This window comes from Vibrio sp. 811, from assembly GCF_033339195.1.
The window spans coordinates 174,688-189,911 of the sequence record NZ_JAWOUB010000006.1 but is presented as its reverse complement, the minus strand read 5'-3'; the positions used below and the strand labels follow the sequence as shown (position 1 = coordinate 189,911).

Below are 15,224 nucleotides of genomic sequence, written 5' to 3'. Positions count from 1 at the left end.
ATTTCGTCACAAAGGCTCAGTAGGGTGTATATCGTCAACTGGTACAGACCAAATGAAAGCTTAACCAAATTAACTGGAGAAAATGATGAAAAACCGTTTGATGAAAGGATCGCTGGCTGCACTTGTCTCTCTGCTAGCTACGAATGCAATGGCAGCACAGGAAGTCACGGTTTACACCGCTTTCGAAACTGACATTCTTGCGAAATACAAGTCTGCGTTTGAGAAAGATAACCCAGATATCAAGATTAAGTGGGTTCGCGATTCAACCGGTATCATGACGGCGAAATTGCTGGCAGAAAAGAACAACCCTCAAGCGGAAGTGGTTTGGGGTCTTGCTGGCTCGTCAATGGCACTGCTTAAAGATGAAGGTCTTCTTAAGCCTTACACACCAAAAGGTTTGGAAGAGCTGCACGCGAACCTAAACGACCCTCAATCAAACCAAGCTTGGTTCGGTAACGATGCGTTCTTCAACGCAGTTTGTTTTAACGAAGCGGTAGCGAAACAACTTAACCTGCCTAAACCAACGTCTTGGGAAGACCTAACGAAGCCGGTTTACAAAGGTCACATTGCAATGCCGAACCCAGCGTCTTCGGGCACTGGCTACATGCAGGTTTCTGCTTGGCTACAAAACATGGGTGAAGATCAGGCATGGAACTACATGCGTGACCTAGACAAGAACATTGCACACTACACGCACTCTGGCTCTAAGCCATGTGTTCAAGCGGGCATGGGTGAAGTGGCTATCGGTATTTCGATGGCAAGCCGCGGCGCGAAGCTGAAAACACAAGGCGCACCACTAGCGGTTATCACACCAAAAGGTATCGGCTGGGAATCAGAAGCTGTTGGTCTAGTAAAAGAATCGGATGCAGCGAAACGTGTTGTCGACTGGTCAATCTCTAAAGCGGCAAACGAGCTTTACGTAGAAATGTACCCAGTGGTTGCACATAAAGAAGTGAAAGCGGCAGTATCTAACTTCCCTAACGTTCAAGAGAACATGGCGAAGATGGACTTCGCGCAAATGGGCAGTAAGCGTGCAGAGATTCTAGCGGCATGGTCTGAGAAGTTCGACGCGAAATCAGAGCCAAAGTCTTAATTGAAATTGCTTTGAGTTGAATATTGAATCCACCTCGGTTGAGGTGGATTTTTTGTTTTTGGAAGAGGCGAGAGTCAAAAGCCTTAAAGCAGCAACCCCACCTAACCTCCCCTTGGCTTTAACTCCGCGGGACTACAACAGTCACGCTGGAAAAGGGGAGGGACTGGTTCTGCATTCGCGGATAGTTTAATTCACAATGCAACATCCAATGTGCTGAAAATAGATTCTGAATACTCGCCTAGGCTCTTTCAGAATGACGTTGGGAAAGCACAGAGCTCACCGCAGCAAAGAACAGCTCTCCCCCTTGATAACCACATTCAAATGCTTGGCAAAGCATGTCGAGAAAAGGGGGAGTTGGAGGGGTTGTAAAAGTTGAACGCAGCAAAGGCGTTAGTTGGAAATTTCTTAGCATTGTGCTTGTAAGAGATTCCGGATGGCTCGCTTAGGCTCGTCCGGAATGACGATATTAAGCATATGGAGTGAAAGTCAAAGCTCGTAATTCTAGGCAGTGAGTGTGATTCAAAATTTATGAACCACACTTACAACGTCATTCTCGAGAGCGACGGAGGAGTGAGTCGGGAATCTCAGAATATAGTACTTGTAAGAGATTCCGGATGGCTCGCTTAGGCTCGTCCGGAATGACGATCTTAAGTATATGGAGTGAAGGTCAAAACTTGTCGTTCTGAGCGCGAATGTGATTTCAGAATTTGTAATCCACACTCATCACTTCATTCTCGAGAGTGACGAAGGAGCGAGTCGGGAATCTCTAATTGTCACGTAAACAAACTTCGCTTCTCTTCATCTATTTGTCATCTTCTGGCTATAAATTTGTCATTGGAACGTAACACTCCAAAACTAAAGTTGGTATATACCATTTGGAGCGTGTGTTATGTCAACTAACCAACATTACCTAAATATCGAAAATGTAGTGAAGCAATTCGGACAGTTCACTGCATTAAAGAAAATCTCGCTAGCGATTGAGAAGGGCGAGTTCGTTTGTTTTCTTGGTCCTTCTGGCTGCGGTAAAACCACTCTGCTACGTGCCATTGCAGGTTTAGACTTGCCAACGTCTGGTGCGATTTTTCAAAACGGTCAAGAGACCACATTCCTACCACCAGAGAAGCGCGATTTCGGCATCGTATTCCAATCTTACGCGCTGTTTCCGAACCTAACTGTGCAAGAGAACATTGCAGTGGGCCTGAAGAACCAAGGAATGTCGACCAAAGAAGCGCTAGAGACAGTAGATTACTGGCTAGAAACCATTGGTCTTCCAACCTCTGGCGAGAAATTCCCTAACCAACTTTCTGGTGGTCAGCAGCAGCGTGTTGCTTTGGCTCGTGCATTGGCGTTGTCACCGGGTTTACTGTTACTTGATGAGCCGTTGTCAGCGCTGGATGCAAAAGTACGTGTTCACTTACGTGACGAGATTTGTAAGCTGCAACGTAAGCTTGGCATCACCACCATCATGGTTACGCACGATCAGGACGAAGCGTTGTCGATGGCGGATCGTATCGTGGTAATGAACCATGGCGTGATTGAGCAAGTCGGCACACCTCAAGAGATCTACCAGCAACCAGCAACGCGCTTTGTCGCTGAGTTTGTCGGCAGCATGAACTTTATTGAAACCTCAGTCGCAACGGACTCCCAAGTACGCATTGCCGAAACCTTGATGCCAGCGCCAAGCTTGACTAATCGTAAGATCCAACGCGGTGACCGCTTCGACCTTGCGGTGCGTCCTGAAAGCATCAAGTTCGTTGAAAACTACACCAACTCTTTACCAGTGCGAGTAACGGCTACCGAGTTTTTGGGGGCGTTTTTCCGCATTGATTGCGTATTGCAAAACGACAGCTCAACGAAAACCATCGTCGTGGATGTGCCTGTGGAAACGGTTCAAAAACTCAATATCAAGGCGGGCGATGTACGTTACATCCAGTTTGCTGAAGAAGGGCTGCATGGTTACGCCGTGCCCTCGGTTGATAAAGCGCTAGCGGCGTAGGTGTAAACATGGATGCGAAGACAATGACGATGAATAGCCTGACCACACAAGACAAAGCAAAATCCCTACTCGGACGTGTTAGCCGCGACAACCTTGTGTTGTTTGGCTTGCTCGCTGGTTTGTCGACCATGATGGTGCTGTTCATCTTGATGCCACTTTGGGCAATGTTGACCAAGAGTGTGCAAAATGCCAATGGCGAATTCGTTGGTTTGGCCAACTTTGCGACGTACTTTTCTTCTTCAAGCTTGTGGGTGTCGGTGGGCAACACCTTCACTTTGGGCGTGATAGTGACCTCGGTAGTGGGTGCGCTTGCGTTTGGTTATGCCTACGCGCTGACTCGTTCATGCATGCCGTTTAAAGGTTTGTTTCAAATCCTAGGTACTGCGCCAATTCTTGCGCCTTCGTTGTTGCCGGCGATCAGTTTGATCTTCCTTTTCGGTAATCAAGGCATTGCCAAAGAGATGTTGTTAGGAAACTCGATTTATGGCGTGATTGGTATCTCGATGGGGTTGATCTTCTGGACCTTTCCTCATGCATTGATGATCTTAACCACTTCGCTGCGCACTTCTGATGCTCGCTTGTATGAAGCAGCCCGCGCACTGAAAACTTCACCCATCAAAACCTTCTTTATGGTGACGTTACCTGCGGCGAAATACGGTTTGATCAGTACGCTTATCGTCGTCTTTACGCTGGTTATCACGGACTTTGGTGTGCCGAAAGTGATTGGTGGAAGCTACAACGTTCTGGCGACTGACATTTTCAAGCAAGTAGTGGGACAGCAAAACTTTGCCATGGGGGCGGTGACCAGCATTATGTTGTTATTCCCTGCGGTAATGGCATTTGGTGCAGACCGCTGGGTACAGAAAAAGCAAAAGAGCTTATTTGACACTCGCTCGGTGCCTTATCAGCCAGAACCTAACAAAGCGCGCGACAGCATTTGTTTGGTTTACTGCAGCATCATTTCTATCGCAGTGTTGGCAGTGCTAGGCATGGCGGTGTATGGCTCGTTAGTTACGTTCTGGCCTTGGAACAAAGCGCTGACGCTAAACAACTACAACTTTGCCGAAATGAGCACTTACGGTTGGAGCCCATTCTTCAACTCGCTAACGCTGGCAGGTTGGACAGCGGTTATTGGTACAGCCATCATCTTTGTCGGTGCTTACTGCATTGAGAAAGGGCGTGCGTTCGGTCCAATTCGTCAAGTGATGCAAATGCTCAGCGTGGTGCCGATGGCGGTTCCTGGTATGGTGCTTGGCTTGGGTTACATCTTTTACTTCAACGATGCGAACAATCCTCTGAACGTACTTTATGGCACCATGGCATTCTTGGTGATTAACACGGTAGTGCATTATTACACGGTGGGTCACATGACCGCCCTGACAGCGCTAAAGCAGTTGCCATCGGAGATTGAAGCCACGGCAGCATCGGTGAAGCTTCCTCAATACAAGTTGTTCGTTAAAGTGACATTACCTGTGTGTTTACCTGCGATTTTGGACATTGCGACTTACTTGTTTGTTAATGCATTGACCACCACTTCTGCGGTAGTATTCCTTTACTCAACCGATACGATTCCGGCTTCGGTCTCGATTCTGAATATGGATGATGCAGGTCAAACTGGCGCTGCAGCAGCGATGGCGGTGATGATCATGATGGCTGCCGCAATTGCGAAGATTGTTCAGATGACTTTGGGTAAATTGTTAGAGAGTCGCACACAAGCTTGGCGCAAAAGATAAGGACACTTCGTGCAATACGTAAAAATTAAAGATTCGATTGTTGAACAGATTGAAGCGGGCATGCTATCGCCGCGTCAAAAACTGCCAGCAGAGCGTAAGTTGGCGGAGTCGTTCGATACTACACGCGTCACTCTGCGTGAAGCTTTATCACTGCTGGAAGCAGAAGGTCGAATCTATCGTGAAGATCGCCGAGGTTGGTTTATCTCTCCTGAGCCATTGCGTTACGACCCAACCCAAACGCTTAACTTCCCGAACATGGCGAAAGCGCAAAATCGCGTGCCAAAAACGGAGTTGGTCGCAGCAAAAGGGACGTTGGCAAACAAACAAGCCGCGCGCTTGTTGGACTTGCAGCCTTTCTCGGATGTGTATCGAGTTGACCGTGTGCGATACCTTGAAGATAGACCCGTGGTGTTCGTAACAAACTACATTCGCCCAGAGCTGTTTCCGAACCTGTTGGACTACGATTTATCAAATTCACTGACGGACATTTACCGCGATCATTATGGCGTGACGTATCAAAAGATTCGCTACCGCATTTCAACCAGCACTTTGTTGGGGGAAATGGCTCAGGCACTGCGTGCGACAGCCGGTACGCCAGCGATGGTGGTGGAGCGCATCAACTATAACCAGCACGGTGAGTTGATTGATTGCGATATCGAGTATTGGCGACACGATGCCATCAGCATTGAATCTCTGGCGGAACTCAATCGTTAAGTGGATTTTCTCATCACCTAAGGCTCCATCTCGGGGCCTTTATTTTATTCAGACAGGAACATTGAAATGGATTTGTTGGCGATTGGTCTCGTCGTTTTTTCTGCTGTTCTCCATGCGGGTTGGAATATCCTTGGTAAAAGCAACTCTGGCTCTGGACTCGCGTTTACTATGGCGGCCAGCTTCTCTGCCTGTGCCATTCTTACCCCTTATTTGATTTGGTATTTGGCGACCATTGGCTGGACATCATTACCGAGTGAATTTTGGGGATTGCTGTTCATTAGCGGCATTTCACAAATGGTTTATTTGGTCGGTTTGATTGTCGCTTATAAGCACGCTGATGTGGGGGTGGTTTATCCGATTGCTCGGGCACTGCCTGTGATGATGGTCGGCGCAATCAGTGTTGCATTGGGGCATGAATTATCCAGTCAGCAGTGGCTTGGATTCTTGCTGATTACCCTTGGTTGTATGCTGGTACCACTGACGAATTTTCGTCAGATGACATTGGGCTCTTATTTGAACGTTGGTGTGTTCTGGGCATTGATTGCCGCAATAGGCACAACGGGTTACTCGGTGGTCGACAAAGAAGCGCTGAGTTTACTCACAGGACAAGCATCAGAGATCTTGAATGATCAGTACAGTGCAATCTTCTACTTGGGCGTGCAGTTTTGGGCAATTGGTATTCCTGCTCTTGTGTGGTGCTTAGTTACGGGCAAACCAGATGAGATTAAGACAGCGTGGCAGATCCGCAAAACAGCCAGCATGGCAGGGGTAATGATGGCATCCACCTACGGCTTGGTGCTGTTTGCGATGACCATGACCGACAACGTGAGCTTGGTCGTAGCACTAAGGCAAATCAGCATTGTGTTTGGATTGTTTATGGGGATTTGGTTTCTGTCTGAGAAATGGTATCTCACCCGAGGGCTTGGCGTTACTTCTATCGTGGCGGGGATCATTCTCGCGCTTGCGTATTGACCTATATTCACGAAAAAAGGCAGCGAATGAGCCTCTCGCTGCCTTTTGTATTAACTTGTAAGCCTTGTTTAAAAACGCAGTTGCGCACCAAACATCACGCCGCTAGAGTCAAAATCGCTGTTTTTTGAGTACACATATTCTGCATTCAAACCAAAGTGTTTATAGCTCCAGCCGATACCGCCAGCCGCTTCACCTCCGACACTTGAGTGTTCGATGTTCTTGCTCTGACCGTTCACTTTATAAGTGTATTCGAGAGTGTAGAGAGTGACACCTGCCTTGCCGTACAGTTCGAAACCTGAACCCAGAGGATAGCTAGCATAGCCACTCAAGCGAGGTCCGGAGAAGCTCGTATCGGTGACTTCTGAAATCGGACTCACGAGTATCGAGCCGATACCGTCAAACGCGCCTTTATAACCTGCTTCGATACCAAAGTTATGTGTTGGCATGTAGCGGTAATATATTTCACCTAAGAACATGTCGCCTGATTCTTTGCTTGTCGGAGCATCGTAGTTCACATCGCCATAGCCAATGTTTGTACCTATGATGTGCTCACTGGTTTCTGCGTTGGCTGACAAAGAAAAAGCCGACAACACTAAAGCAGTAATGAATGAATAACGCATGAACGCTTCTCCTTAGCTTTTAGCTTGCTCGCCTTTTAATATTTGTTCGAAAGTGATCTTGGTGTTGTCTAGCCATTCATAACGGCGACGATACATCGAACGCTTAGAGCGCGACATGCCTTCGATATCTCGACGGGGTGCATTTACATCAATTGAGTAAAAATGACGATTGTATTCGGTGCCGCCCAATTCTTGCCAGAGTGCATCGTAATCCGTTTTGATTCGCCCTTTGCTGTAGCGCTTAGCTGCGTAAGTATGGGACTGCGTTTTCACTGCTAGAATCGTATTTACTTCCCAAATTTGTGCGAGCAAAGTGAGCAAGCTCACCATCAAGCTTTTTGGTCTCTGTCCGTAAAGCTTACGAGTTAGCTTTTTAATTTTCGCGTTGTTTTCTTCACTGCTTCGCGGTCCTTGTAAGCCGCCAATCATAATGCTGCGTCCAGATTCGATGTGACCTAGCGTAAAAGAGAGCGTGTAGAAGTTGCCATCTTCAGCGCTGTGCAGCACTAGGCTCATGTCGCCTTCTTTTTGATAACGTGCTTCGTATACTAATCTCACCGAGTACAGTATTTCGTCAATTTCAAAAGAGGCTAATGTTAGGCCTTTCGAGTCTGTGTAGATTTCTTCGATTGTTTGTTTAGAAAACAGTTCTGAAATCGTTTTGTAGTGATCAACCACCAAGTTAGAACGATCGAACGCTGAGTTGTTTTTGATGATATACGGACGAAACGGCTTCTCTAAAAATCGATGCGTACGTGTACAAAGCAACTCTAACAATGACGATTCAATATTGTCTGAAAGGTGCTTAAACGCACGTTTGTAATAAAGCGCACGTAAGATGAACTTAGCTCTGTAGGTCCAAATTGGCTTGTAGACATCAGCATAATCATCTGAGTAAATCGATTTGCTATGGTAAAAAATGGATTTGTTCGCGGTCATTTTCACTCCAGATTAACTTGTGCTCAATAGCGACAATTAAGAACCGACGGACGAGCAGCGAAGAACCCGAAAAGGAGGAATGCAAAGCACGACTGAAAAGAGGTGGTTTTTGCTGTGTCCGACGTTTGTGTAAGGTTTTGAACAGTGTTCTTTTGCTGGAATTCTAAGAGAAAATTGACCTTAGGTATTGTATGGTTTGGTAAGGAAGTGTCAGGTTGAAACCCATTGTTCAAAAGGAGGAAAATGCGAATGTCGGCTGAATATGACGTTGAGTTGCTAAGTTAATGTGAAATAAGTTGAACGAAAATTGAACATTATTTGAAATTGTTTTGACGTGTTTTAGGTCTTTATACGTACCTTATAAGTATCGAGCCAATTTTGGCCCGATGTAAAGGTAAGTAAGGAGAGGTTTATGAAACGCTTAACAACTTTAGCAAGTACGATTGCTCTGATTGCTGCACCTTCTATGGCTCTTGCAGGTGGTTATCAGTGGACAAACGATACCGAAACTATCCATGGCGACGTAATGGATAGCAAACAAGCGGCTTATGAAATGGGCCGAGACATGATCCAAAGCTACCAAAATAAATCATCTGGACAACTCCGTGATGAGTTTACGAGCCTTACAACGTATGTTGATCGCCAATCGTTTTCTATCACTGACTCAAAAGTCATGGTAAATGAGTTCTTGCAAAGTGACGGGCAAGTTGTTTACCAGCCTATTCTCAATGTTCAATACGAGTACCGCATGCGTGATACCGGTAAATACTAACCAGTAAGACGGACTTGAATTGTTTACCACTAATATTTTTTGCTGTTTGTTTTGGGGAGCCACGAGCTCCCCATTTTGTTTTTGTCGAAAGCGAAAATTTTCACACTCTCAGTGCAACATTTTCTATCGCTCAGCGTTAGATTTTCTTGCTCGTTGATTGTCATCATCGTTTGTAAAGTGTTTGCGGAAATGGATGTAACGCACTAACGAGGATACCCGATGACACATCATTCATATTGGTTCAAGCAGGCAATTGAAGCTGAGCAACCAGAAACGCCACAACCGTTACAGCAGAACATTAATACTGACGTTGCGATTGTTGGTGGCGGATACACCGGACTTTGGACCGCGATTATGATTAAGCAGCAATCTCCGGAAAAAAAGGTAGTCGTGATTGAAAAAGGCCTTTGTGGCAGTGGTGCATCGGGCGCAAATGGCGGTTGTATGTTGACTTGGTCTACCAAGTTCCCGACATTGAAACGGTTATTCGGTGAAGAACATGCTGCTTGGTTAGTAAAAGAGTCGGAACAAGCAGTGCTCGAGATTGACGACTTTTGTCAGCAGCACAACATCGATGCGCAATTATCGTTAAAAGGGGTTTATTACACTTCAACCAATCAGGCTCAAACTGGGGGAATGCAGCCAGTTGTGGACGAGTTAAAGCGATTAGAAGTGAATAGTTGGCGTCGTTGCTCGGTGGAGGAACTGCGTGCCAATGCGGGTTCACCTCGACATATTGAAGGCTATCACTCTCCAGTTTCAGCCAGCGTTCAACCTGCATTATTAGCGAGGGGGTTACGCCGTGTTGCTATTGATCTGGGTGTTGAAGTTTATGAGAACACGCCGATGACGCGTCTAGATTATGGAAAACCTGCCATTGTCTGTACACCTAAAGGAAACATTCAAGCGCAGCAGGTGGTATTGGCATTAAATGCATGGATGGTGGAGCAGTTTAAACAGTTCAAAAACAGTATCGTGGTGGTCTCTTCCGACATGGTGATCACCAAGCCGCTTGGTGACGCACTAACTCAATCTGGTTGGCAGGCAGGTTCTAGTGTGTTGGATTCTCGTATTTTTGTGCACTATTACCGAGATACGCCAGATGGCCGTTTGATGTTGGGGAAAGGCGGCAATCAGTTTTCTTTCAATAACCAAGTTGACGCAATGTTTAACAAGCCAACACACTACCAAGGTCTACTGCGTAAGTCGTTCGATAAGTTGTTTCCTCGTTTGAGAGGCGAGGAGTTTGCTTATTCATGGACGGGGGGCTCTGATCGTTCTGCTACTGGTTTCCCTTTCTTCGGCGAGCTAGATCAACAGAGCAATATCTTTTACGGATTTGGTTATTCAGGCAATGGTGTAGCGCAGACTCGAATGGGCGGAAAGATCTTATCTTCATTGATATTGGGAATCGATAACGAGTGGACGAACAGTGGTTTAGCCAAAGGACCGTTGGGGTATTTCCCACCAGAACCGCTTCGCTGGACCGGGGCTATGATAGTGCGCAACGCGGTACGTCGAAAAGAGGAAGCAGAAGATAACGAGAAAACGCCGTTTATCTGGGATAAGTGGCTAGCAAAACTTGCAGGACCAGCAGGCAAAGCGGATAAGCTTGACTAAACTGAAGACTTTAGCCACAAACGAGACAGTTTGCAGTGAAAGTCATTGGGGCGCGATGAAGCCTTGTGTTAGCCTCTGTCTTTCAAGCTCAGATTTAAAAGGTGAGTCATAAAATGAAAGTATTCAGCAACTTCGATAGCGGCAGCATTCACGTAGTGAAAGCGGACGACAAAAACGACATCCAACTCAAAATTCCTAACGACAATATGTCGGAATTCTACCAGTGGTTCCACTTCCGTCTTGAGACAGAAGCCGAGCAATCACACACCATCAAATTGCTTGATTTGGCTAAATCGGCTTATCCAGAAGGATGGCAAGGTTACGATGTGGTTGCGTCTTACGATCGTGAAGAATGGTTCCGAGTACCGGCAGAGTTCGATGGCGACACGCTGACTTTCACTGTAATCCCTGAGCGCAGCTCAATTTACTTCGCGTACTTTGCGCCATACACGTACGATCGTCATTTAGACTTGTTACACATGGCACAAAGCGCGCACCACTGCCAACTAGAGACGCTTGGTCATACGCTAGATGGCAATGACATGAGCTTGCTTACTTTCGGTGAGCCAGAAGAAGGCAAAAAGAAAATCTGGATGATTGCACGTCAGCACCCAGGTGAGACCATGGCGGAATGGTTCATGGAAGGTATGATCCAACGTCTGTTAGATGAAAACGACACGGTTGCGCGTGCATTGCTTGAAAAAGCGGTGCTTTACGTCGTACCAAATATGAACCCAGACGGTGGTATTCGCGGTCACTTGCGTACCAACGCAGTAGGTGTAAACCTAAATCGTGAATGGCAAACGCCATCAATGGAAAAGAGCCCAGAAGTCTACCTTGTGCGTCAGCGCATGCTGGAAACGGGTGTTGACATGTTTTTAGATATTCATGGCGATGAAGCGATTCCGTATAACTTCGTCGCTGGCTCAGAAGGTATTCCTTCTTACGATGAAAATCTTGCCGCTTTAGAGACATCATTTAAGCAAGCGTTACTGACTATTACGCCAGAGTTCCAAGATGAGATTGGTTACGATAAAGATGAGCCTGGTAAAGCGAATTTGACGGTCGGTTCAAATTGGGTTGCAGAGCAGTTCAAATGCTTGTCTTACACAATCGAAATGCCATTTAAAGATAACAACAATCACCCAGATCCACTTTATGGTTGGTCTCCTGAGCGTAGTGTCTTGTTTGGGCAAGATGTATTAGCTGCAACGTTAACCGTAGCGGATAAAATTTAGCTCGACGAGTTAACGCTTTTTCATTATTTCGAAAACAGCTCATTTAAATGAGCTGTTTTTTTGTGCTCTCCAGCTCCACGCTCCCCTGTAAAAATTTGTTGCCATTCACAAGCTTAAATGATGATTCTTAAATTTGAGAAAGTGGCTTTTTATGGTGATTTGCGTCACAGAAAGTTGGCTTCTTTGTGATATTCTCCGCAACGAATTGACTATGGCTAAACCAACGCAACGAACTTTATTTTTCGGTTGGGTATGCGGATGAAGCTCATGAATAGATGGTCTTGAGGTTACCTTTTTCCGTTTTACGTCATTGGCGTTTGAATATCATTTTTGATTCTTTCCTGCGCTATTTAGCTATTTCTATTCGAAGAAAAGAGAAAGTTACGGCTTCATATTTTACGGCAGTATGCTGCCGCGGTGTGTTGCTTTGTGTACAAGAAAAAGGAAAAGAATAATGAAAAAAATCGCTATAGCAGTGGCTACTGTACTTGCTGGTGGTGTGATCTCAAACGTTGCACTTGCTGACACTTACATGGGCGGTAAAGTAGGTTACAACTCTCTAAACGATGCGTGTTACCTGAACGAACCTTGTGACGACGACAGTTTTGCAGCATCTATGCACTTAGGCTACAGCTTCAACAAGTACGTTGCGGCAGAGTATGGTGTTGATTACCTTGGTGACTTCACTGCAAACTTCAAAAAGCCTGGCCTAAACACCGTTGATGGTGATCTTTGGGCATTGACGCTTGCTCCTAAATTTAACCTACCACTAACGGATTCTTGGAATCTATTCGCGAAAGTTGGTGCTGCATACATGATGGCTGGTGACGAGAAAGATTTCGTACCAACTGGCTCTCTGGGTGCTGAATACCAAATCAACTACAACTGGAGCCTACGTGCTGAATACCAACGCTACCAAGATATGTCTGATGATGTAATTGAAGACATGGATTCAGATTTCTTCGGTATCGGTTTCAACTACAAGTTTGGTTCTGAACCAGTCGTTCAAGAAAAAGCCGTTGAAGAGGTGGTAGAAGCACGTCCTGCAACACGCATTGTAGATCACGTTTACCCTGCTCAAACAACAGCGACAGTACAATTCGACTTAGAAAGTGCAGAAGTGAAAGACGCGTCGAACCTTTCTGGTACCGTTGATTTGATGAATACTTACCCACAAGCTCAAGTTGAGATCACGGGTTACAGCGATACGACAGGTTCTGCTGCTTACAACAAGCAACTCACAGAAAAACGTGCGAAAGCCGTTGCTGACGAGTTCCAAGCAAAAGGTATTGCGGCTGAGCGTATGACAGTGAAAGGCATGGGTGAAGCTAACCCAGTAGCAAGCAACGAGACACGTCAAGGTCGTCAAATGAACCGTCGTGTTGAAGTGGTTGTTCCTGCGTTTGAATACCAAACAACTGAAAAAGCAGAATAATTCCTGCTTAAGATAAAGTTCCAAAAGCCAGCGTGTATCACGCTGGCTTTTTTGATCCCGCTTAACTAACTAAGTAGTTGTGTAGAAACATAGTTATATCGGGACGCTTTGACATGTGCTCAACATACGTAAACTCAGCACCTTCATCAATTTGTCATCACCAGTTCATAGCATGACAGCCAAGTGTTTGGGAGAATGATATGCAAAGTTTACCGCCGCTCAATTTGCTCCGAGCTTTTGAAGCCACGGCTCGACTACAGAGTTTTACAAAAGCTGCAGAGGAGCTAAATGTGACTCGTGCGGCCGTCAGCCAACAGGTGAAATCGCTAGAGTCACAGCTCAATGCGACGTTATTCGAGCGTAAGGGCACTCACCTTACGCTGACCTGCTCCGCGCAAGAATACTGGCCAGTGGTTAATCATGTGCTTCAAACATTATCGACCACGACGCAGCATTTATTTACTCGTCCCAAGAATACGCAAGTTAACTTACATGTCGCTCACAGCTTTTGCTCTCAATGGTTAATGCCAAGATTGGCTGATTTTCAGCGACAATTCCCAGACATTTCCTTTAAAATCTCGACCACTGCTAATACAGTTCCAAACGCCAGTGCGATTGCGGATATCGAAATTATTAACGGAGATGGAGATTGGCAAGAGCAAGAAGCCATACGATTAACCCAAGAAAACTGGATCGTTGTCGCAAGCCCGGGCTTTATGCATTTAAACCCGATAAATGACCTCTTGCAGTTAGCTAAAGCGCCTAAAATCTGTACTAGCGGTTATCATGAATCTTGGCAAGAGTGGCTTACGCACCAAGGTTATCAAGGGAAGGTGAGCAAAGTCGTCGCCGAGTTTGAACACTCATTGCTTGCTATTCATGCTGCGATTAATCAACTTGGCGTGTTGCTGGTAAGAGACTTTCTTGTTGAGGATGAGCTGCAACAGGGCGTATTAGTCCAGGTTGGAACTTGGCATATGCCAAGTTCTGGTGCACATTATATGGTGGTTCGAGCATCCGAAAAATCACACGTAAACACCTTTGCTCAATGGTTAATACAGAGTCTTTAATGTTCGTTCAGCTAGTGAGTAGAGCGCATGTGTGGTTTGGCTATTATTAGCAGTAGCAAGTCATCAGTCTAGGACTGAGCGACATGCTTAATGACATCTAATAACCACTGATTTACCGGATCTTGCTGTTGAGAGCGACGGCAGCTCATCACGTAGCGAACATCAAGCTCTAGCCCAGCAGGAAGCGCGATACTTCGGCAACCCTTAGGAACATGTCCACTCATCGTTATGCCAAAATGATTCGTTTGCAGAAGCACTTTTTGAATCATCGCTGGATGCTCAATTTCCACTTTAGGTGTGGCTCTAAAACCCATATGTTTGAGCCTTTCCAACACAGGGTATCGGTAGTCGTTCCATCCCGGCGTTTTAAAAAGTATGAAAGGGTACTCTTCTAGCTCTTGGGAGTTTTGAGCGGGATGATCTTCTCGAACAAAAAATACCGCTTTTCCTCGCCCTAGTTCGGTCTGAACAATTGACTGTGGCAGATCTTCATCAAAGTAATGAATCGCAATGGCGTTTTCACCGTTAATTAATCGTTTTTTTGCTTCGCTACCCCAGCGCAAACATGAGAATTTTGCGTTTGGGGCGTGCTTTAGTAACTCCAAGTAAAACTTGTCACCGAAGTACTCCCAAAACAATGTGTTGGCATAAATAGTGATTGAACCGTCAAAATGAGCTGGTGAAAAATTCTGTGGTTTGATGGAATCAATACTGTTGATTATTTGCTCAAAATGCGCAATGTTCGCTTCCACAAAAGCTGTTGGTTCAAAGCCATTTTTGGTCTGAACGAATAGCGGATCATTGAGCTGAGTTTTCATCTTAGTCAGATTTTTGCTGATTGCTCCTGACGTTTTACCGAGTGATTCTGCGACTAACCGGACGTTACGTAACTCATACATCCGTTTTAATACCAAAATATTTTGAATATCCAGATTAACGCTCATACATTGTCTCGCTTGGCTTTTGTCGACAAATCATATCGCTGAATTTCTTAAGAAAAGACAACGCTCGGTCAATTTAAG

The 15,224-nt window shown here is 45.8% G+C and carries 13 protein-coding genes; 10 read left to right on the top strand and 3 right to left on the bottom strand.

Translation table 11 applies throughout. From position 1 onward, the window contains the following. Positions 1–82 precede the first annotated feature (82 nt). The 5 genes from R7Q46_RS12255 to R7Q46_RS12235 all read left to right on the top strand — a co-directional run bounded on the left by R7Q46_RS12255 (position 83) and on the right by R7Q46_RS12235 (position 6,508). Positions 83–1,093 (top strand): putative 2-aminoethylphosphonate ABC transporter substrate-binding protein, encoded by a 1,011-nt coding sequence (locus tag R7Q46_RS12255; protein ID WP_258677665.1) that lies wholly within the window; start codon positions 83–85, stop codon positions 1,091–1,093. A gap of 889 nt (positions 1,094–1,982) precedes the next feature. Beyond that, a complete protein-coding gene (locus tag R7Q46_RS12250; RefSeq protein ID WP_318077530.1) occupies positions 1,983–3,089 on the top strand; it encodes a putative 2-aminoethylphosphonate ABC transporter ATP-binding protein in 1,107 nt (368 codons plus the stop codon). Between the two features lie 8 nt (positions 3,090–3,097). Further along, the gene (locus R7Q46_RS12245) at positions 3,098–4,822 is read left to right on the top strand and encodes a putative 2-aminoethylphosphonate ABC transporter permease subunit (RefSeq protein ID WP_318077529.1); all 1,725 of its coding nucleotides are present in this window, start codon (positions 3,098–3,100) and stop codon (positions 4,820–4,822) included. Positions 4,823–4,831: 9 nt separating this feature from the next. Beyond that, positions 4,832–5,536, top strand: coding sequence for a phosphonate utilization transcriptional regulator PhnR (phnR, locus tag R7Q46_RS12240; RefSeq protein WP_005442366.1), 705 nt, complete (start codon positions 4,832–4,834; stop codon positions 5,534–5,536). A gap of 66 nt (positions 5,537–5,602) precedes the next feature. Continuing rightward, positions 5,603–6,508 carry an EamA family transporter gene (locus R7Q46_RS12235; protein ID WP_138939767.1) on the top strand — a complete coding sequence of 302 codons (906 nt, stop codon included), beginning with the start codon at positions 5,603–5,605 and terminating at the stop codon, positions 6,506–6,508. Positions 6,509–6,576: 68 nt separating this feature from the next. On the opposite strand, the gene R7Q46_RS12230 is transcribed toward R7Q46_RS12235, so the two are convergent. Further along, the gene (locus tag R7Q46_RS12230; protein WP_005374044.1) at positions 6,577–7,128 is read right to left on the bottom strand and encodes an outer membrane beta-barrel protein; all 552 of its coding nucleotides are present in this window, start codon (positions 7,126–7,128) and stop codon (positions 6,577–6,579) included. 12 nt (positions 7,129–7,140) lie between these two features. Next, complete coding sequence (locus R7Q46_RS12225; protein WP_005384371.1) at positions 7,141–8,067, bottom strand: VirK/YbjX family protein; 927 nt, start codon at positions 8,065–8,067, stop codon at positions 7,141–7,143. Positions 8,068–8,479: 412 nt separating this feature from the next. On the opposite strand from R7Q46_RS12225, the gene R7Q46_RS12220 reads away from it, so the two are divergent. The 5 genes from R7Q46_RS12220 (at position 8,480) to R7Q46_RS12200 (ending at position 14,202) form a co-directional block, all read left to right on the top strand. Then, positions 8,480–8,839 carry a DUF3316 domain-containing protein gene (locus R7Q46_RS12220; protein ID WP_017819758.1) on the top strand — a complete coding sequence of 120 codons (360 nt, stop codon included), beginning with the start codon at positions 8,480–8,482 and terminating at the stop codon, positions 8,837–8,839. A 219-nt stretch (positions 8,840–9,058) separates the two neighbouring features. After that, positions 9,059–10,459, top strand: a complete 1,401-nt coding sequence (locus R7Q46_RS12215) for an FAD-dependent oxidoreductase (RefSeq protein ID WP_318077528.1) — start codon at positions 9,059–9,061, stop codon at positions 10,457–10,459. Between the two features lie 113 nt (positions 10,460–10,572). Then, positions 10,573–11,697, top strand: coding sequence for a M14-type cytosolic carboxypeptidase (locus R7Q46_RS12210; RefSeq protein ID WP_017819760.1), 1,125 nt, complete (start codon positions 10,573–10,575; stop codon positions 11,695–11,697). A 454-nt stretch (positions 11,698–12,151) separates the two neighbouring features. Next, positions 12,152–13,132 carry an OmpA family protein gene (locus R7Q46_RS12205; protein ID WP_005374035.1) on the top strand — a complete coding sequence of 327 codons (981 nt, stop codon included), beginning with the start codon at positions 12,152–12,154 and terminating at the stop codon, positions 13,130–13,132. A gap of 200 nt (positions 13,133–13,332) precedes the next feature. Continuing rightward, positions 13,333–14,202, top strand: a complete 870-nt coding sequence (locus tag R7Q46_RS12200; RefSeq protein ID WP_239932333.1) for a LysR substrate-binding domain-containing protein — start codon at positions 13,333–13,335, stop codon at positions 14,200–14,202. Positions 14,203–14,270: 68 nt separating this feature from the next. Here the strand turns inward: R7Q46_RS12200 and R7Q46_RS12195 are convergent, their stop codons facing one another. Then, positions 14,271–15,146, bottom strand: coding sequence for a LysR family transcriptional regulator (locus R7Q46_RS12195; RefSeq protein WP_239932332.1), 876 nt, complete (start codon positions 15,144–15,146; stop codon positions 14,271–14,273). Between the last annotated feature and the right edge of the window lie 78 nt (positions 15,147–15,224).